The sequence below is a fragment of the Aquamicrobium sp. NLF2-7 genome, assembly GCF_022359935.1.
Classification (GTDB): Bacteria; Pseudomonadota; Alphaproteobacteria; order Rhizobiales; family Rhizobiaceae; genus Mesorhizobium; species Mesorhizobium lusatiense.
In genome coordinates this window covers 2,467,572-2,486,848 of record NZ_JAKSED010000001.1, presented here as the reverse complement: position 1 = coordinate 2,486,848, position 19,277 = coordinate 2,467,572, and the positions used below count along the sequence as shown (strand labels likewise).

The 19,277-nt window shown below is 65.2% G+C and carries 13 protein-coding genes; 10 read left to right on the top strand and 3 right to left on the bottom strand.

What is annotated here, in order from left to right; translation table 11 throughout:
* The first annotated feature begins 167 nt into the window (after positions 1-167).
* Both MIC97_RS12230 and MIC97_RS12225 read left to right on the top strand, forming a co-directional pair.
* Positions 168-3,488 carry a PAS domain S-box protein gene (locus MIC97_RS12230; protein WP_239800247.1) on the top strand — a complete coding sequence of 1,107 codons (3,321 nt, stop codon included), beginning with the start codon at positions 168-170 and terminating at the stop codon, positions 3,486-3,488.
* A 538-nt stretch (positions 3,489-4,026) separates the two neighbouring features.
* Positions 4,027-5,895, top strand: coding sequence for an AsmA family protein (locus tag MIC97_RS12225; RefSeq protein ID WP_239800246.1), 1,869 nt, complete (start codon positions 4,027-4,029; stop codon positions 5,893-5,895).
* A 36-nt stretch (positions 5,896-5,931) separates the two neighbouring features.
* On the opposite strand, the gene MIC97_RS12220 is transcribed toward MIC97_RS12225, so the two are convergent.
* The gene (locus tag MIC97_RS12220; protein WP_239800245.1) at positions 5,932-6,654 is read right to left on the bottom strand and encodes a L,D-transpeptidase; all 723 of its coding nucleotides are present in this window, start codon (positions 6,652-6,654) and stop codon (positions 5,932-5,934) included.
* Positions 6,655-6,938: 284 nt separating this feature from the next.
* Between MIC97_RS12220 and asnB the strand changes: the two genes are divergently transcribed.
* The 4 genes from asnB to nadE are packed head-to-tail and all read left to right on the top strand — an operon-like array spanning position 6,939 to position 11,722.
* Positions 6,939-8,864, top strand: coding sequence for an asparagine synthase (glutamine-hydrolyzing) (gene asnB, locus MIC97_RS12215; RefSeq protein ID WP_239801119.1), 1,926 nt, complete (start codon positions 6,939-6,941; stop codon positions 8,862-8,864).
* A gap of 24 nt (positions 8,865-8,888) precedes the next feature.
* Positions 8,889-9,149 (top strand): acyl carrier protein, encoded by a 261-nt coding sequence (locus tag MIC97_RS12210; RefSeq protein WP_239800244.1) that lies wholly within the window; start codon positions 8,889-8,891, stop codon positions 9,147-9,149.
* A gap of 9 nt (positions 9,150-9,158) precedes the next feature.
* Entirely contained in the window at positions 9,159-10,739 is a 1,581-nt protein-coding gene (locus tag MIC97_RS12205) for a class I adenylate-forming enzyme family protein (RefSeq protein WP_239800243.1), read from the top strand.
* Between the two features lie 2 nt (positions 10,740-10,741).
* A complete protein-coding gene (gene nadE, locus MIC97_RS12200; protein ID WP_239800242.1) occupies positions 10,742-11,722 on the top strand; it encodes an NAD(+) synthase in 981 nt (326 codons plus the stop codon).
* Positions 11,723-11,729: 7 nt separating this feature from the next.
* Here nadE and hutC read toward each other — a convergent pair whose 3' ends face one another.
* Together hutC and MIC97_RS12190 are read right to left on the bottom strand one after the other, a co-directional pair.
* Entirely contained in the window at positions 11,730-12,455 is a 726-nt protein-coding gene (gene hutC, locus MIC97_RS12195; protein ID WP_239800241.1) for a histidine utilization repressor, read from the bottom strand.
* Between the two features lie 76 nt (positions 12,456-12,531).
* The gene (locus tag MIC97_RS12190) at positions 12,532-13,875 is read right to left on the bottom strand and encodes a formimidoylglutamate deiminase (RefSeq protein ID WP_239800240.1); all 1,344 of its coding nucleotides are present in this window, start codon (positions 13,873-13,875) and stop codon (positions 12,532-12,534) included.
* Positions 13,876-13,990: 115 nt separating this feature from the next.
* On the opposite strand from MIC97_RS12190, the gene hutI reads away from it, so the two are divergent.
* Genes hutI through hutU form a run of 4 tightly spaced genes read left to right on the top strand, consistent with a single transcriptional unit; the run spans position 13,991 to position 19,269 of the window.
* Positions 13,991-15,217, top strand: a complete 1,227-nt coding sequence (gene hutI, locus MIC97_RS12185; RefSeq protein ID WP_239800239.1) for an imidazolonepropionase — start codon at positions 13,991-13,993, stop codon at positions 15,215-15,217.
* Between the two features lie 23 nt (positions 15,218-15,240).
* Positions 15,241-16,776 (top strand): histidine ammonia-lyase, encoded by a 1,536-nt coding sequence (gene hutH, locus MIC97_RS12180; protein WP_239800238.1) that lies wholly within the window; start codon positions 15,241-15,243, stop codon positions 16,774-16,776.
* A 1-nt stretch (position 16,777) separates the two neighbouring features.
* Complete coding sequence (hutG, locus tag MIC97_RS12175; protein WP_239800237.1) at positions 16,778-17,581, top strand: N-formylglutamate deformylase; 804 nt, start codon at positions 16,778-16,780, stop codon at positions 17,579-17,581.
* A 14-nt stretch (positions 17,582-17,595) separates the two neighbouring features.
* Positions 17,596-19,269 carry a urocanate hydratase gene (gene hutU / locus MIC97_RS12170; RefSeq protein ID WP_239800236.1) on the top strand — a complete coding sequence of 558 codons (1,674 nt, stop codon included), beginning with the start codon at positions 17,596-17,598 and terminating at the stop codon, positions 19,267-19,269.
* The last annotated feature ends 8 nt before the right edge of the window (positions 19,270-19,277 follow it).

Below are 19,277 nucleotides of genomic sequence, written 5' to 3'. Positions count from 1 at the left end.
GTGCAATGCAATATCTTTGCTGCATCGCAACATGAAGCGCCGCGCGCGTTAACCACACAGGCAGGATTCGGCGTTATGGAAGCCTGAGGTTGTGGACGAGCGCGCGCTGGCCTTTTACTAACAAAGCGTTAATCTCAACCAGCCGACCCTGAGGGTTCGTCGAGAGCATGTCGTCTCAAGCCTACTCCTTTCTGGACGTTGCCGTACTCGATACGGTACGGCGGCGCTTTGCCGCGGGGGATGCGATGGTCATCCTGTCAACGGATCTGGAACTCGTTCTGTGGGCGAACGGTCCGGGTTCTGCCCTGTTTGGCCACGCGGGTGTCGATGATGCAATCGGTGCGGCAGCAGGCCTGCCGGCAATCGCCAGGCGCCAGATAGCGTCCACCGGCTCATTTCCCGACATCGGCACGGACCGGCCGCTTCTGGTGCGCCTCACCGCAGGCATAAGCGGTGCGAGCACTCCGCTGCTCGCCAGCAGCGTGACGATGCCGGATGGGGAGAAGGCCATCCTGCTGGCCGTACCAAAAGCGCCGGGCGATGCCGCGCCTGCCAGGCCCGATCCCGGTGCGCTGAGCGGTTTTGATGCCGACGTGCAGTTTCTGGCTTTTATCGACGGCAAGGGCCATGTCGAAGCGGATTCCGCCGGCTTTTCCGATCTGGGCATTCCCGCATCGACCCTTGCGGCACTGGTCGCGGAGGTGGCGGGAGAGCGGGACCGCATGGTCAAGCGCCTGATCCGCGCCGGTGCGCGCTCCTATCCGGCAGGCATTGCGCGTCTCACCGACGAACCGCTGCGCCATCTTCTGGTTGTGGTCGATGATGGCATGGCCGAGCCGGCAATCACGCCACGAGTGGACGGCAAACCTGCCCACGCGCCCGGTGACGAAGTGGGCAACCGGCACGACCACTGGTATTTCAGCCACGTCGACAAGCCGTCTGCCATGCAGGAGCGAAACAACCCCACCCCATCCGGCAACGGAACCCGCGATGCACATGCGGCGGCTCCGCAGGAAAACGCCCCTGCCGTGCGCTTCGTGTGGCGCACCGATGCGGAGGGACGCTTCAGCACTCTTTCCGATGAGTTCGGCGCTGCTGTCGGCGCGGAAGCGGCGAATGTCATCGGTCGCCGGTTCCGTGAAGTGGCCACGACCTTCGGCTTTGACCCCGGCGGCGAAGTTGCAGGTCTGCTGGAACGGCGCGACACATGGTCCGGCCGCTCGGTGCTGTGGCCCGTCGCCGGCACCGATCAGTGCGTGCCGGTCGATCTGGCGGCCCTGCCCGTTTACAACCGCGATCGTGAGTTTGAAGGGTTCCGCGGCTTCGGCATCGTGCGCATGGCGGAAATGCGGGCGGATCCGGAAAAGATCGGGCTGGCGCTGGTTCCCAATCCACCGCAGCCGGCTGAACATTTTCCTTCCGATGAAACGGGGCTTACAGCCGATCCGTTCAATGGCGAGGTTCCGGCGATCAGCATCGCTCCGCAACCGGAACGCCGCCTCGCCGACAAGGTCATAAGGCTTGCCGAACATCGCCCGCCGGCACAGGAACCTGCGGGCAAGGACAGGGGGCTTTCCTCGTCCGAGCGCAATGCCTTCCGCGAGATCGCGGAACGCCTGAGAAGAGACAGCACCGCCGCCGCGCCGGCCGACGAACCGAAGGCAGAGGCGCCCACCGCCGCTGAGGAGCAGCAGACGCCCCCCCTCAGATCGCCGGAACAGGTGGTGGATGTGCCTTCCCGTCGGACCAGCCGTTCGCTGCTCGACTACGCACAGGACGATGACAGTGACAGCATGGCAGATGCGGATTTCCGCGACGCCCGGCTGGATGGCGATGCCATAGAGGTGTCTTTTGTAGAAGATGCCGGGACCGGTGCAGATGAGCCGAGCGAGACGGCGCAAGCCGGCATACCGTCACAACTGCCGGAGGCCGAACCAGCGGAAAACGCGATTGCCGGCACCGTTTCCCCCGACACCACCATTCTCTCGCACCTGCCTGTGCCGCTGCTGATCCATTCCGGCGACGAGCTTCATTACTGCAACGACGAGTTCCTTGCTCTCACCGGCTATGAATCGCTCAGCGATCTCGCGGCGTGCGGCGGGCTGGAGGCCCTGTTCATCGACCATCCGCAGGAACAGGGCGCGGCAGATAGTTCCGATGAGGACCATGGTCGTCACGCCCTCTTCCTTCGCACGAAGGATGGCGGTGAATTTCCTGTCGAAGCCGTGCTGCGGTCCGTGCCGTGGCAGGAGCGCAAAGCGCTGATGCTCGTTCTTCGCCGTCTGGGCGACGATCCATCCGGCGCCGGCACCGACGCGGAGGCGATCGCCCGCGCCGCGAACGCAGCCCATCAGGCCGACATCGCCGAGCTGAAGATGCGCATCAGCGAGATGCGCACCATCATCGACACCGCCACCGACGGCGTGGTTCTGATCGGCCGCGACGGCACGATCCGCTCCATCAGCCGGCCGGCCGAGGCCCTGTTCGGCTTCGACAGCGACGAGGTGGCCGGCAAGACCTTCGCCTCGCTTTTTGCCATCGAAAGCCAGCGCGCGGCGCGCGATTATCTGGCGGGGCTGACCGAACCCGGCGTCGCCAGCGTCCTGAATGACGGGCGCGAGGTCATCGGGCGCGAAGCGCAGGGACGTTTCATCCCGCTGTTCATGACCATCGGCCGTCTGCCCAACGACAGCGGCTTCTGCGCCGTGGTGCGCGACATCACGCAATGGAAGCGCGCCGAGGAAGACCTGACCCAGGCGCGCGCGCTGGCCGAACGGGCCTCCTCGCAGAAGAGCGACTTCCTTGCCCGCATCAGTCATGAGATCAGGACGCCGCTCAACGCCATCATCGGCTTTTCCGAACTGATGGTGGACGAAAAATTCGGCCCCATCGCGAATGATCGCTACCGCGACTATCTGCGCGACATCAACCGCTCCGGCACCCATGTGCTGGATCTGGTCAACGACCTGCTCGACATTTCCAAGATCGAGGCCGGGCAGCAGGAGATGGACTACGAAGCGGTGTCGCTCAACGACACGCTTGCCGAGACCGTGGCGCTGATGCAGCCGCAGGCCAATCGCGAACGCGTCATCATCCGCTCCAGCTTCGCCTCGAAGCTGCCGGATGTGGTGGCGGATCTGCGCAGCGTGCGCCAGATCGCGCTCAACATCCTGTCGAACGCGGTCCGCTACACGCAGGCCGGCGGGCAGGTGATCGTCTCCACCGCCTACGAGCCTTCCGGCGATGTCGTGATGCGGGTGCGCGACACCGGCATCGGCATGACGCAGGCTGAGATCGAACAGGCACTGAAGCCGTTCAAGCAGGTCAACGCGCTGAAGCGCGGCCGCAGCGACGGCACCGGCCTCGGCCTGCCGCTGACCAAGGCCATGGTGGAAGCCAACCGTGCCCGTTTCACCATTACCTCGACACCCGGCGAAGGCACGCTGGTCGAAGTGGCGTTTCCTTCGGTGCGGGTGCTGGCCGGATAAAGCATGTCGCCCAAACGTGGGAATCCGGTTTCGGGCGCCATGCGCGAAAACAGGAACCTGAAGCGCAAGGAAGCGATCTGAAAGATCGCGGCACCTTTGGTCTGCGCCAGGGCTTCGGCACGGCGAGCGCAAAAAGAAAGGCGCCCGAAGGCGCCTGAAATTGAATTGTCACAACGGGCAGGGAAAATTCCATCAGGCGCGGGGGCGTTACCGGACAGGAACTCTCTTAACTCGAGCGTAACTATCGCCGCCAACCCCTTAACAAGTCCTTACCCGGATGCGGAAAAATTTACGAATCGGTTCCACATCTGAACTTTAGGTAAACTTCGTTCTTAAGCCTTCATTGACCATGTCGCGCCCTTTTTCCCGCGGTTTTCGGGGCCATAGCACAGCGGCAAGGCGCCAGACCCCTCCGGTGAAGCTCTCAGGTTTGACGGCCGGATGTGGGCAACAGGCCATCAGCAAGCCATAAAGACTTGAAAAGCGTCATCCACTGGTTACACCTTGCGCCCACCTGACATGACGCGGAAAGGGCGAGATGACGTCGAGCTGGATCCGGCGTGGCTTATGGGTCGTCGGCATCGCTGCGGTTGCCGCGGCGCTGATGGTGGCTGCCCTGCCCTATGTCGCATCCAACCGCATCGTTCGCGATCGCATCGCATGGGAAATGAGCCGCTGGACCGGTTACCGCGTCACCATCTCCGGCTCCCCACAGGTCGAGGTCTGGCCGCAACTGAGCGCCGTGCTGACGGAAGTCTCCATGTCACGATGGAGCGACCCGGAGCATACCCCCGTCATCTATGCGGAGCGGGTGGAGGTCGGTCTGGCCGCCATGGCCGCACTGCGCGGCGAGGTGTCGTTTTCATCCACCCGGCTTGTGCGCCCCACGGTCAGGGTGGAGCGCACGGCATCCGGGCTCTATCTGCCTTCCCTGCCGGAAAGCGGCAGCATCGGCTATTCCATCGAACTGGCGCGCGGCATGGTCAGATCCGGCGCGGCGGAACCTGATCCGAAGCTCGTTCCGGGAGGCGCGCTCGGCAATATCGAAATCCGCGACGGGCGCATCGTCACCGCCATCAACGGCAAGGACAGCGAGGTTCTCAGCGGCGTCAGCGCGAAAGCCAACTGGCCCGCTCCCGGTGCAGCGGCTTCCTTTTCAGCCTCGGCGATCTGGCGCGGCGAAAACGTCACCGTCGAGGCCGCCACGCAAAAACCTCTGGCGCTGGCGGCCGGCAGTTCCGCGCCGATCAGCTTCTCCGTCAAATCGGCACCGGCAAACCTGTCGTTTGAAGGCAAGGCCGGGCTCGCCGCCAATCCTTTCATCGATGGCGATGTCAAGTTCCAGTCGCCCTCCATACGCCGTGTCATGGAATGGACAGGCATGCGGATGGCGAGCGCCACCACCATCGCGGCGATGTCGGTTTCGAGCCATGTTTCGGGCGATGCGGAGCGCGTGAAACTCGACAACACCCAGATCACGCTGGGCAAGAACCCCGGCACAGGCGTGCTCGACCTTGCCTTTGGCGAACACGGCCAGCCGACCCTTTCGGGCACGCTGGCCTTCGAGACGCTGGATCTCGGGCCCTTCGTGTCGGCGTTCACGCCGCTGGCGGCACCGGCCAGCCCCGGTGCCGACGACATCGACGCGACGCTCGCCGGCTTCATCAATCTGGACCTGCGCCTTTCGGCGGCCAAGGCCACGGCGGGGCCCATTCCGCTGAATTCGCTGGCAGCAACGGCTCAGGTAAGGGATGGCCTTTCGGTGTTCGACGTTTCCGACGCCAGCGCCTTCGGCGGCAACATCCAGACCGGCATCCGCTTCGACCGCACCCCCGGCGGCACCCAGGCCGAGATGAGACTGCTGGCATCGGATATCAATGGCGCTGCGTTCGGCGAAGCCGTGGGCATGACGCGCCTGATGCCGACGGGAAAGGGCAACATTTCCGTCATCCTGAAGGGACCGGGCAAGGGCTGGAATTCCATCATGGAGAATGCCGACGGCTCCATCTCCGCCACCTTCGGACCCGGCTCGCTTTCCAGCCTCGATCTGGCGGCTTTCGTGAAACGCAATGCCGAAGGCGGCTTTTTCCCGCTCGACGAGGTCGCCAATGGCAGCGTGCCGATCGACGGCGCAGAATTCAAGGCCAATGTCGCCAAGGGTGTGGTGCGCATCGAAAAAGCGCAGGCCAACCGCGGCAATTCGCGCCTGTGGCTGACCGGCATCATGCCCTATGCCGGACGTGGCCTTGCCCTGACGGGTGGCATTTCCAGCCAGCAGCCACCGCCCGCATCCAATGGTGAGAACGGCGAGACGCCCGCTCCGCCCACGAACCAGACATGGTTCTTCGTCGGAGGAAGCTGGAGCGCGCCTTTCATATCGCCGATTTCCGGCTCGGCCCCGAACTGAGCCCATGGCAGCCGTCATCTTGCGACGGCAAATGGGTTACACGGCGAGGAGGTGCCTCTTGGAAGGATCGGGGATCACCACGATCGGGCTGCCGTCCCTGACATTGTCGTGAAGGTGGATGATGTCCTGATTGACCAGCCGGATGCAGCCGGACGACACTTCCTTGCCGATTGACCATTCCTCCGGCGAACCGTGAATGCGGTAGAGCGTGTCCTTGCCGTCCTTGTGAATATAGAGCGCCCTCGCACCGAGCGGATTGCGCAGGCCCGGCGGCATGCCGCCATTGGCGATGCTGTAGGGTTCGAGTTCCGGCTGGCGCGCCACCATCTCGTCGGGCGGTGTCCAGCGCGGCCATTCGCGCCTGTAAGCCATGATTGCGCGCCCTGCCCATGAGAAGCCATCGCGTCCGACGCCGATGCCGTAGCGGGTGGCGCGCCCGCCGGACTTTACATGGTAGAGATATTTGCCGGGCGTATCGACGATCAGCGTGCCCGGTTTCTCGGGCGTCTCATAATCTATCTCCGTGCGCCAGAACCGTTCGTCAAGTTTGGCAATGTTGACGGCCGGCACGGGAAACTGCTCGTACGGCAACGCATCGTAGATCGGCGGCCTGACAGCTTTCGGCGGAGCAGGAGCCAAATTCGGCACTATTTTTTTAGGAGGCCGGGTCGACGTGCAACCGGCAAGCGTTACCGCGCCAACTCCGATAACAAACACACGGCGCGTGACGGCGGCCGGAATTCTGCTTTGATCACCCAAGGTCCGGAGTTCCTCTTCATCATTGCCTGGGCGGCGGATGAAACCGCCCTGCCTTAAGCCCACCTTAAGGCTATCTGCGGGATGCAACCTCGCGGGGGCCGCGCTTGAGGGGTTGTTAGGAATCGCAGCCTAATTTGGCCGGTAACGGAAAGTTCATCGGGGAATGATTTGGCAAGCCACGTCCGGCCATCGCCATGGGACAGCGCAACGCTGACAACCTGCCTGCCCGCCACAGGCGTCAGGCCGGGCAAGGCCGTGCCGTGGCATATTGCCGGGAGCCGATCATGTGCGGGATAGCCGGCTATCACGGCCATCTGCCGGCTGGCGAAGCGCAGGCGCTGTTGCAGCGCATGTGCGCGGCAATCGCCCATCGCGGCCCGGACGGGCAGGGAATCCATGTCGAAAGCGAGGCGGGGTTAGGTCACCGCCGTCTCGCCATCATCGACCTGTCGGAAGACGGCGCGCAGCCGATGGCCAATGACGACGGCACCGTCCGCGTCACCTACAATGGCGAGATCTTCAACCATGTGGAGCTGCGCTCCATGCTGGAGGTGCGCGGGCGCCGTTTCCGCACATCCAGCGACACGGAAGTGCTGCTGCGGCTTTACGAGGAATTCGGCGCAGAGTGCGTGAGCCATATCAACGGCGATTTTGCCTTCGCCATATGGGACGGGGCGCGCCGCCGCCTGTTTCTGGCGCGCGACCGCATGGGTGTGCGGCCACTGTTCCACACCATGCACGAAGGCCGGTTCTATTTTGCCTCGGAGGCGAAAGCCCTGTTCGCGGTGCCGGGCATCGCGCCGGAGATCGACCCTGTGGCGCTCGACCAGATCTTCACGCTGTGGGCGCCGATCGCACCGCGCACCGCCTTCAAAGGCATTTCTGAGCTTCCGCCCGCGCATCTGATGATCGTGGAGGAAGGCAGGGCCGAGCTTCGTCCCTACTGGGCGCTTTCCTTTCCCGACGCCGGTGACGGGGACAACCGTTCACATGCAGCACTGGCCGAAGAGCTTCGTACGCTTCTGGAGGATGCAACCCGCATACGCCTGCGCGCCGATGTCGAAGTGGGTTCGCTTCTGTCGGGCGGTCTCGATTCCTCCGTCATCACGGCGCTTGCCGCGCGGCTGGCTCCGGGGCGGCTGCGCAGCTTCGGCGTCACCTTCGACGATCCCGAATTCGACGAAAGCGCGTGGCAGCAGACCATGGCGCAGGCACTCGGCGTGACCCACCATGCCGTCGCCTGCCGGGCCGGCGATATCGCCGGCATGTTCCCCGCCGTCATCCGCCATTGCGAACGCAGCGTGCTGCGCACCGCACCGGCTCCCCTTTACCGGCTCGCCCGATCGGTGCGGGAACAATCGGTGAAAGTCGTTCTCTCCGGGGAGGGCGCGGACGAAATATTTGCCGGCTATGATATTTTCCGCGAGGCGCGCATCCGCCGCTTCTGTGGACGCCAGCCCGAATCCAGAACACGACCGCATCTGTTCCGCAGGATCTATCCCTACCTGCCCTCCCTGCAGCAGCAGTCGCCCGAATATCTGGCCGCCTTTTTCGGTGTGGGCGTGGATTCACCGGAAGACCCGCTGTTCTCGCATCGGCCCCGCTTTCGCACCACGGCGGGCGCCAGGATGTTCTTTTCGCCGGAGCTGCGCTCGACGCTCGCCGGATACGATGCCGCCGGCGAACTGGCGAGCCTTTTGCCCGACGACTTCAGGCGCTGGCATCCGCTGCATCAGGCGCAATATCTGGAAACGCGCTTCCTGCTGCCCGGCTACATATTGTCCAGCCAGGGCGACCGTATGACCATGGCGCATGGCGTCGAAGGGCGCTTTCCCTTCCTCGATCACCGCATGGTGGAATTCGCCAGCCGGCTGCCACCCGAGGCCAAGCTCAACGGCCTGCGTGAGAAGCACATCCTGCGCGAGGCTGCCGCAGGCCTGCTGCCGCCCACCATCGCCAACCGGCCGAAGCAGCCCTACCGGGCGCCGGACAGCGCCTCCTTCCGGGAAGCGAACTATGCGGTGGACCTGCTTTCTCCCGTGGCGATATCGGCCACTGGCCTCTTCAATCCGGCCACGACCGCGAAGCTTCTTGAAAAGAGCCGGCGCAGCGGACTTTCCGGATTCCGCGACAATGCCGCCTTCGTCGGCATTCTCTCGACCCAGCTATTGTCGAAAGACCTCCCGAAACCAGCGCCCTCTGGCGCGTGATCGTTCATGAAAGGCCAGAATTCCATGTCAGAAACCATCTACAGCCAGATCCGCACGTTCGTGGTCGACAATTTTCTGTTCGGCGACCACAGCGCACCGCTCGCCGACGACCAGTCGCTGATCGAAAACGACGTCATGGACTCCACCGGCGTGCTGGAACTGGTGTCCTTCATCGAGGAGCGCTACGGCATCGCCATGGCGGATGCCGACATCGTGCCGGCCAATCTGGACTCGGTGGCGCGCATCGTTTCCTTCATCGAGCGCAAGCGCGAACCCGTGAACTGAGCTGACCCCGTGCGCGTCGAGACCTTCCTCAGGCAAAGTGCTGCGGCCGATCCCGACAGGATCGCGATCACGGCCGGCGACACATGCCTGAGCTATGGCGCGCTCGATGCCGCCTCCGACCGTCTCGCCGCCGCGCTGATTGCACATGGCGCGAAACGCGGCGACCGCATTGCCGTGCTGATGGAGAACGTCCCGGAAGCCGCCGTCTCGATCTTCGCGGTGCTCAAGGCCGGTGCGATCTTCTGCCCCGTAAACCCGCAGCTCAGGGCCGATGGCATCGCCTTCATCCTGCGCGACGCCCGCCCCATCGCAATCCTGACGCAGGCAAAGTTCCTGCGCGCCTGCGAGGAGGCCGCCGCCGAGCTGGACACGCGGCCGCTGCTGATTTCGACGCGCGCGCTGGCCGCCCTACCGCAAGGCGTTGTCGCATTCGACACAGCAGTGTCGGACGCAGAGCATGCGCCGCTTGCTGATCCCGGCGACGACGACGACCTCGCCATGATCCTCTACACATCGGGCTCCACCGGCCGCCCCAAGGGCGTGATGATGACGCATCGCGCCATGGATGCGGTGTCGGCCTCGATCGCGCTCTATCTGCGCAACAGCGCCGACAACGTGGTTCTGTGCGCGCTGCCGCTTGCCTTCACCTATGGGCTCTATCAGCTTCTAGTCTGCGTTCGCACCGGCGCGCGGCTGGTGCTGGAGCGCAATTTCGCGTTTCCGCAGGCAGTGCTGGACAAGGCGCGCGCCGAAGGCGTGACCGGCCTGCCGCTGGTGCCTACCATCGCCGCCATGCTGCTGTCGATGAACGACCTCGGCCCGCAGGCGCTGCCTTCGCTGCGCTATCTCACCAATGCGGCGGCGCCCCTGCCGCCTGCCCATGTCGAGGGCCTGCGCAAGCTCTTCCCGCACGCTGAGCTCTACTGCATGTACGGGCTGACCGAATGCGCGCGGGCTGCTTATCTTGAGCCGGAGGAACTGGAGCGCCGCCAAGGTTCGGTCGGCAAGGCCATACCGGGCACCGAAGCCGTGGTCGTCGACCCGCAGGGACGCGAGGCTGAACCCGGCACTGTCGGCGAACTGGTCGTGCGCGGCCCGCATCTGATGCGCGGCTACTGGGAAAACCCGGCTGCCACCGAAGCCGTGCTCCGGCCGGACCCGCAAACCGGTCTGCCGCAGCTCCATACGGGCGACCTGTTCCGCACCGATGCGGACGGCTTCCTCTATTTCGTCGGCCGCAAGGACGACATGCTGAAGGTTCGCGGCGAGAAGGTTGCCCCGCGCGAGGTGGAGGCGGCTCTTTGCACCTGCCCCGGCGTGGTCGAGGCGGTCGTCTGGGGCGTGGCGGACCCCGTTCAGGGCACATTGCTGCGTGCCGCCGTCGTCGCCTGCGACCCTGCCCTTGCCGAACGCGACCTGTTGCGCCACTGCGCCCGCATGCTGCCCGACTACATGGTGCCCCGGACGATCGGGTTCCGGGACGAATTGCCCAAGACCGCCAGCGGCAAGATCGCCCGCCGGCTGCTCATCGAAACAGATGCCCCAATCCTCGCGCCCGCCACCGGCGCGGCTGCGAAAACCGGAGACTGAGAATGTCCGACACCAAATCCTTTTCCGCGCGCACGCTGGACATCGATCCGGAAGCCGAAACCGCGCGTATCGTCGAGGCTTTGCGCATGCAACTGCGCACGGCGGTTCGGCGGCGCGGACTGGTTCTGGGGCTCTCGGGGGGTATCGATTCCAGCGTCTGCGCCGCACTTGCCGCGCGCGCCGTAGGCCCGAAAAACGCCTTCTGCCTGTTCATGCCCGAGCATGATTCCGATCCCGAAAGCCTGCGCCTCGGCCGCCTCGTCGCCGACACGTTCGGCCTTGCGGGAACCGTCGAAGACATCGGGCCGACGCTGGCCGCGATGGGCTGCTACGAGCGCCGCGACGCCTTCATCCGCGAGGTGGAGCCCGAATACGGGCCGGGCTGGAGCAACAAGATCGTGTTCGCCAACGCGCTCACCACCTCCGGCTTCAACATTTCCTCGCTGGTGGTGCAGACCCCGCAGGGCGAAATCCGCAAGCACCGCCTGCCGGCGCAGGCCTATCTCGGCATCGTCGCCGCCACCAACATGAAGCAGCGCACCCGCAAGCAGTTCGAATATTACCATGCCGACCGGCTGAACTATGCCGTCATCGGCACGCCGAACCTTCTGGAATACGATCAGGGTTTCTTCGTCAAGAATGGCGACGGCGCCGCCGACGTGAAGCCGATCGCCCATCTCTACAAGAGCCAGGTCTATCAGCTCGCCGAATATCTGGGCGTGCCGGAAGAGGTGCGCCGCCGCCCGCCGACCACCGACACCTATTCGCTGGCGCAGACGCAGGAGGAATTCTATTTCGCCCTGCCCTATGACCGCATGGACCTTTGCCTCTACGGGCTGAACCACGGCGTTCCCGCCGCAGACGTTGCGAAAGCCGTGTCGCTGACGGAGGAACAGGTGTGGCTGGTGTGGAACGACATCGCCGCCAAGCGCAAGGTAGCCCGCTATCTGCACTTGCCGCCCCAGACGGTGGTGCCTGTCTGAACGGAGATCAGGAGGCGGGCGCGAAACGGGCGACGAGCGTGTGGTTGTCGCCCGGATAGGTCAGCCGCACGAAGGTGACCGGCCCCGCATGGCTCCAGGTGCGGCGCTCGACCACGAGGCAGGGGGTGTCCTTCGGGCGGTTGAGCAGGCGGCCGATCTCTGAGGTCGCGGCCACCGCCGATATGCGGTTTTCGGCTGCGCTCCACGGCACCTGCGCGATCAGCCAGCCGCCCGGCGCATTGATCGTGAAATCGGTTTCCGTCGCCTCCGGCACGACGCCGGCATTGATGCGGCGCTCTTCCACGCAGAACGGCTTGCCGCCGGCGAAGTGCACGGCGAGCAGGTCGATCATCGGGGTGGGCTCTGCCAGTTCCATCAGGCGCTTGTCTTCCGCGTTGGAGCGGCGCTGCTTTCTGGAGATGAGCGTGTAGCTGTAGGGCAGGCCGAGCGAGCGGACTTCCGCCTCGATGTCATGAAGCTCCAGGACGGCCGACTGGGCGCGCGGCATGGTGACGAAGCTGCCGGCCTTGCGATGGCGCTCGATCAGCCCGGCCTTGGCAAGCTGGGTCATGACCTTGTTCACGGTCATGCGCGAACAGCCGTAATGTTCGGCCAGATCGACCTCGAACGGCAGGCGGAAGCCCGGCGGCCATTCGCCGGACACGATGCGGCCCTCGATCTCGTTCAGGATCGTCTGGTGGAGGGTCGCATCCTTGCCGTTACCGTTTGCCACGTCGCCTTCGCTCTTGCCGCTGCCTGAGCTTCCCTATCGTATCGACAGGCTCATCGGAATCCTTTTTCCGCAACAATCAGGTAGACAGCTCGGCCATCACCTTGGCGAAGCGCGCTGCAATCGCATCGCGCCTGCGATGGCGGCCGCCCTCGACCTGCTTCGTCCCACCGACCCAGACGCTGTCGACGCCGATGCCACGGGCGAAGACGAAATGGTCGAGCACCTTTTCCGCCGGCAGATATTGCGTGGCCGAAAGATCGAGCGCGAGAAGATCGGCCGGACGGCCTGCCTCGATGCCGCTGGTGGTGCCGAGTGCCTGCGCACCGCCCTTCAGCGCCCGTGCGTACAGGTTCAGGCCGGTGGACTGACCGGGGTCGGCCACCACATTGCGCGAGCGGCGCAGGAGGCGCTGCGAATATTCCAGCGTGCGCAGCTCTTCTTCCAGCGAGATCAGGATGTTGCTGTCCGAGCCGATGCCGAAGCGCCCGCCGGCGGCGAGGAAGTCGGGGGCCTCGAACACGCCGTCGCCCAGATTGGCCTCGGTGATCGGGCAAAGACCCGCGACCGCGCCGCTTTTCGCCATGCGCGCGGTTTCGTCAGCGGTCATGTGGGTGGCGTGGATCAGGCACCAGCGCTCGTCCATATCCATGCTGTCGAGCAGCCACTCCACCGGACGCTTACCCGACCATGCAAGGCAATCCTCGACCTCCTTCACCTGCTCGGCGACATGGATGTGGACCGGCCCGCCCTTTGCGAAGGAAATGACCTGCTGAAGCTCTTCCGGCGTGGCGGCGCGCAGGCTGTGCGGGGCGATGCCGAACACGGCACCCGGCAGGCCTGCCACGATTTCCTCAGAACGCTGCATCAGGCGGGCGAAGGCATCGACATCATGGATGAAGCGGCGCTGCCCCTCAATGGGAGCGGCTCCGCCGAAGCCGGAATGGGCATAGAAGACCGGCAGCAGGGTGAGCGCGATGCCGGTTTCCGCGCTGGCCGCACCGATACGCGCGGCCATCTCGGCCGGATCGGCATAATGCGACCCGTCCTTGTCGTGATGCAGATAGTGGAACTCGCCGACCCGGCAGAAGCCCGCCTCCAGCATCTCGACATAGAGCTGAGCCGCGACCGCCTCGACCTGCTCCGGCGTCATGGACAAGGCAGCGCGGTACATTTCCGTGCGCCAGCTCCAGAACGAGTCCGCACCCGGTCCGCGCGTCTCGGCCAGACCCGCCATGGCCCGCTGAAAAGCGTGGCTGTGCAGATTGGGCATGGCCGGAACCACGAAGCGGTGGCGCTCGTCACCGGCCTGCGCCGGCACGCCCGTTTCCACACGTCCGATGCCGGCATCGGAGAAGGTGATGCGCACATCGCGCGCCAGCCCGTCCGCCAGAAGGGCATTCTCGGCGTGAATGACTGTCATGAAGGACCTCCCGGGTCAAAGTAAGCAACATTTTTTGGCTTGCGCCGATGCGGATTAAGTATATACATAACAGCAAGGCGAACCTGACGCAACTTGCTTGTCGAGGAGATCACCAATGGCAAAAGGCGACCGCATCTGGACCAATGCGCGGCTGGCGACACTCGATCCCGCCCGGTCGGGGCTCGGTATCGTTGACAATGGCGCGATCGCCGTTCGCGACGGCCGCATCCTGTTTGCCGGCCCTGCCGCCGACCTGCCTTCCACCGAGCTGTCCGGCGCCGGGACCATTGATTGTGACGGCCGCTGGATCACGCCCGGCCTGATCGACTGCCACACCCATATCGTCCATGCCGGCAACCGGGCGCGCGAGTTCGAGATGCGGCTGGCAGGCGCTTCCTATGAAGAGATCGCGCGGGGCGGCGGCGGCATCGTTTCCTCCGTCACCAATGTGCGCGCCGCCGACGAGGACACGCTGATCGCTGAGAGCCTGCCGCGTCTCGACGCGCTGCTGGCCGAAGGCGCCACCACGATCGAAATCAAGTCCGGCTACGGCCTCACCATCGCCGATGAACTGAAGATGCTGCGCGCCGCGCGCGCACTCGCCGGCAAGCGCGACGTGGACATCGTCACAACTTATCTCGGCGCCCATGCGACGCCCGCCGAGTACAAGGGCCGCAACGGCGACTTCCTGCGCGAGGTCGTGCTGCCGGGGCTGGAAGCCGCACATGCCGCGGGCCTTGTCGATGCCGTCGACGGCTTCTGCGAAGGCATCGCCTTCTCGCCCGACGACATGCGGCTGGTGTTCGATGCTGCACAGAAGCTCGGCCTGCGGGTCAAGCTGCATGCCGACCAGCTCTCCAACCTGCATGGCGCCGCCCTTGCCGCTTCCTATGGCGCGCTTTCGGCCGACCATCTGGAATATACGGACGATGCGGGTGCTGCCGCCATGGCGAAAGCGGGGACGGTCGCGGTGCTTCTGCCCGGCGCCTTCTACTTCATCCGCGAGACGAAGAAGCCGCCGGTCGAGCTGTTCCGCAAGCAGGGCACCCACATCGCGCTCGCCACCGACAACAATCCCGGCACTTCGCCGCTGACCTCGCTGCTGCTCACCATGAACATGGGTGCGACGCTGTTTGCGCTGACCGTGGAAGAATGCATTGCCGGCATCACCCGCGAGGCCGCGCGTGCGCTGGGCAAGCTGGACACCATCGGCACGCTGGAAGCCGGCAAGCAGGCCGACCTTGCCATTTGGGACATCGCCGAGCCGGCCGAGCTTGTCTACCGCATCGGCTTCAACCCGCTGCATGCCCGCATCCGCGCCGGCCGCGACGCCACGATCTGACCCCTTCCCGGAGGAAACCACGCATGACCATCACGCTTCATCCCGGTTCCGTGCCGCTGGCCGATCTGGCCGCGATCTACTGGAATGGCGAGAATGCCGTTCTCGACCACAGCTTCGATGCCCGCATCGAGAAGGCAGCGGCCCGCATCGCCGCCATCGCCGCCGGCAACGAACCGGTCTATGGCGTCAACACCGGCTTCGGCAAGCTGGCCTCGATCAAGATCGACGCCGCCGACACCGCCACCCTGCAGCGCAACCTCATCCTGTCGCATTGCTGCGGCGTCGGCGCTCCCATGCCGGAAAATGTCGTGCGCCTGATCATGGCGCTCAAGCTGGTTTCGCTGGGCCGTGGCGCTTCGGGCGTGCGGCTTGAGCTGGTACGCCTGATCGAAGGCATGCTGGAAAAGGGCGTGGTGCCGCTGATCCCCGAAAAGGGCTCGGTCGGCGCTTCGGGCGACCTTGCCCCGCTCGCCCATTTCGCCGCCGTGATGATGGGCGAAGGCGAAGCCTTCTATCAGGGCGAGCAGCTTTCGGGCCGCGCCGCACTTGAGCGCGCCGGCCTCACCCCGGTCGTGCTCGCCGCCAAGGAAGGTCTGGCGCTGATCAACGGCACGCAGGCCTCGACCGCGCTGGCGCTGGCCGGCCTGTTCCGCGCCCACCGCGCCGCACAGGCGGCACTGATCACCGGCGCGCTCTCGACCGACGCAGCCATGGGCTCCTCCGCGCCCTTTACCGCCGACATCCACACTCTGCGCGGCCACAGGGGCCAGATCGATACGGCAGCATCCTTGCGCGCCCTGCTCGACGGATCCGCCATCCGCCAGAGCCATATCGACGGCGACGAGCGCGTGCAGGACCCTTACTGCATCCGCTGCCAGCCGCAGGTGGATGGTGCCTGCCTCGACCTGCTTCGTCAGGTCGGCCGCACGCTGGAAATCGAGGCCAACGCCGTTACCGATAACCCGCTGGTGCTTTCTGACGACAGCGTCGTCTCGGGCGGCAACTTCCACGCCGAGCCGGTGGCCTTTGCCGCCGACCAGATCGCGCTTGCCGTGTGCGAGATCGGCGCTATTGCCCAGCGCCGCATCGCACTCTTGGTCGATCCCGCCCTCTCCTACGGCCTGCCGCCCTTCCTCGCCCGTAATCCCGGCCTCAACTCCGGCCTGATGATCGCCGAAGTGACCTCTGCGGCGCTGATGAGCGAGAACAAGCAGATGTCGCATCCGGCCTCGGTGGATTCCACGCCGACCTCGGCCAATCAGGAAGACCATGTGTCCATGGCCTGCCACGGCGCGCGCCGCCTTCTGCAGATGACCGACAATCTGTTCAACATCATCGGCATCGAGGCGCTGGCCGGCACGCAGGGCGTGGAGCTGCGCGGACCGCTGACCACCAGCCCCGAACTTCAGAAGGCGATTGCCTGCCTGCGCGCTGCCGTTCCGGCTCTGGAAAACGACCGTTACATGGCGCCTGATCTTGCCGTCGCGGCAAAGCTGGTCGCCGACGGATCGCTGACCGGCAGCGTTTCGGCCGGCCTGCTGCCGGCTCTGGAGGGTTGAGATGGCTGACGTCTTTGAAGTCCGTCAGGGCACCTCGCCGGTCATTCTGGGCCTGCCGCACACCGGCACCGACGTGCCGGACGACATCCGGGTGCGCCTGAACGACAACGGTCTCAAGCTGGCCGACACCGACTGGCACATCGAGCGGCTCTATGATGGGCTGCTCGACAACGTGACCACGGTGCGCGCCACCTTCCATCGCTATTGCATCGACGCCAACCGCGATCCGGCTGGCAGCAGCCTCTATCCCGGCCAGAACACCACGTCGCTGATCCCGGAGACCGATTTCGACGGCGTTTCGATCTGGAAGGACGGCGAGGCCCCGACCGAAGCCGACACGGCCGACCGCATCGCGCGCTTCCACAAGCCCTACCACGATGCGCTGGCCGCCGAGATCGAGCGGGTGAAGGCGATCCATGGCGTGGCGATCCTCTATGACTGCCATTCCATCCGCTCGCATATTCCCTTCCTGTTCGAGGGCAAGCTGCCGGATTTCAACATCGGCACCCTCCTGGGCAAGACCTGCGACCCCGCGATCGAAGCCGCTGTCGTTGAGATCACCGGCAAGGCAGAAGGCTACACATCGGTGCTGAACGGCCGCTTCAAGGGCGGCTGGACGACACGCCACTACGGCAGGCCGGAAACGGGCGTGCACGCCATCCAGATGGAGCTTGCCCAATCCACCCATCTCGCCACCGAGGCGGTGCCCTTCAACTATGACGAGACGAAAGCCGCGCGCCTGCGCGTGCCTTTGAAAGCCATTCTCGAACGCATCGAAGAGATCGCGTCCGGGCTTAAACGCTGAGAGGAACTTAACCCATGTCAAATCCCCGTCACAACGAACGCGAAGTCCGCGCCCCGCGCGGCGACGAGCTCAACGCCAAAAGCTGGCTGACCGAAGCGCCGCTGCGCATGCTCATGAACAACCTCGACCCGGACGTGGCCGAGCGCCCGCACGAGCTGGTCGTCTATGGCGGCATCGGCCGCGCCGCCCGCACCTGGGCCGATTTCGACCGCATCGTCGCCACGCTGAAGACGCTGAATGAAGACGAGACGCTGCTGGTGCAGTCGGGCAAGCCGGTCGGCGTGTTCCGCACCCACAAGGACGCGCCGCGCGTGCTGATCGCCAACTCCAACCTCGTGCCGCACTGGGCCAACTGGGACCACTTCAACGAGCTGGATAAGAAGGGCCTCGCCATGTACGGCCAGATGACGGCCGGTTCGTGGATCTATATCGGCGCTCAGGGAATCGTGCAGGGCACCTACGAAACCTTCGTGGAAGCCGGCCGCCAGCACTATGAGGGCAACCTCAAGGGCAAGTGGATCCTCACCGGCGGCCTCGGCGGCATGGGCGGCGCACAGCCGCTGGCGGCCGTGATGGCCGGCGCCTGCTGCCTTGCCGTGGAATGCGACGAAACCCGCGCCGACTTCCGCCTGCGCACCCGCTATGTCGACGAAAAGACCCACAGCCTCGATGAGGCGCTGGCCAAGATCGACGAATGGACGAAGGCCGGTGAGGCGAAGTCCATCGCCCTGATCGGCAATGCGGCGGAGGTGTTCCCCGAGCTGGTCAAGCGCGGCGTCCGCCCCGACATCGTCACCGACCAGACCTCGGCGCACGATCCGGTCCACGGCTACCTGCCCATCGGCTGGACCGTCGCCGAATGGCGCGCCAAGCAGGAGAGCGACCCCAAAGCCGTCGAGAAGGCCGCCCGCGCCTCGATGCGCATTCAGGTCGAGGCGATGGTTGCCTTCCACGACATGGGCATCCCCACCGTCGACTACGGCAACAACATCCGTCAGATGGCGCTGGAAGAAGGCTTCGAAAACGCCTTCGCCTTCCCCGGTTTCGTGCCGGCCTATATCCGCCCGCTGTTCTGCCGGGGCGTCGGTCCGTTCCGCTGGGCGGCGCTGTCGGGCGATCCGGAGGACATCTACAAGACCGACGCCAAGGTCAAGGAACTGATCCCCGACAACGCCCACCTGCACAACTGGCTGGACATGGCGCGCGAGCGCATCGAGTTCCAGGGCCTGCCGGCGCGCATCTGCTGGGTCGGCCTCGGCGACCGCCACCGCCTCGGCCTCGCCTTCAACGAGATGGTGAAGAACGGCGAACTCAAGGCGCCGATCGTCATCGGCCGCGACCACCTCGATTCCGGCTCGGTCGCCTCGCCGAACCGCGAGACGGAAGCCATGAAGGACGGTTCGGACGCCGTGTCCGACTGGCCGCTGCTTAACGCCCTCCTCAACACCGCCTCGGGTGCGACCTGGGTGTCGCTGCACCATGGCGGCGGCGTCGGCATGGGCTTCTCGCAGCACTCCGGCATGGTGATCTGCTGCGACGGCACCGATGATGCGGCCCGCCGCATCGAGCGCGTGCTGTGGAACGACCCGGCCACCGGTGTCATGCGCCACGCCGATGCCGGCTACGACATCGCGCTGGACTGGGCAAAGCAGCAGGGCCTGCGCCTGCCGGGCATCCTCGGAAACTGAGGCAGGCC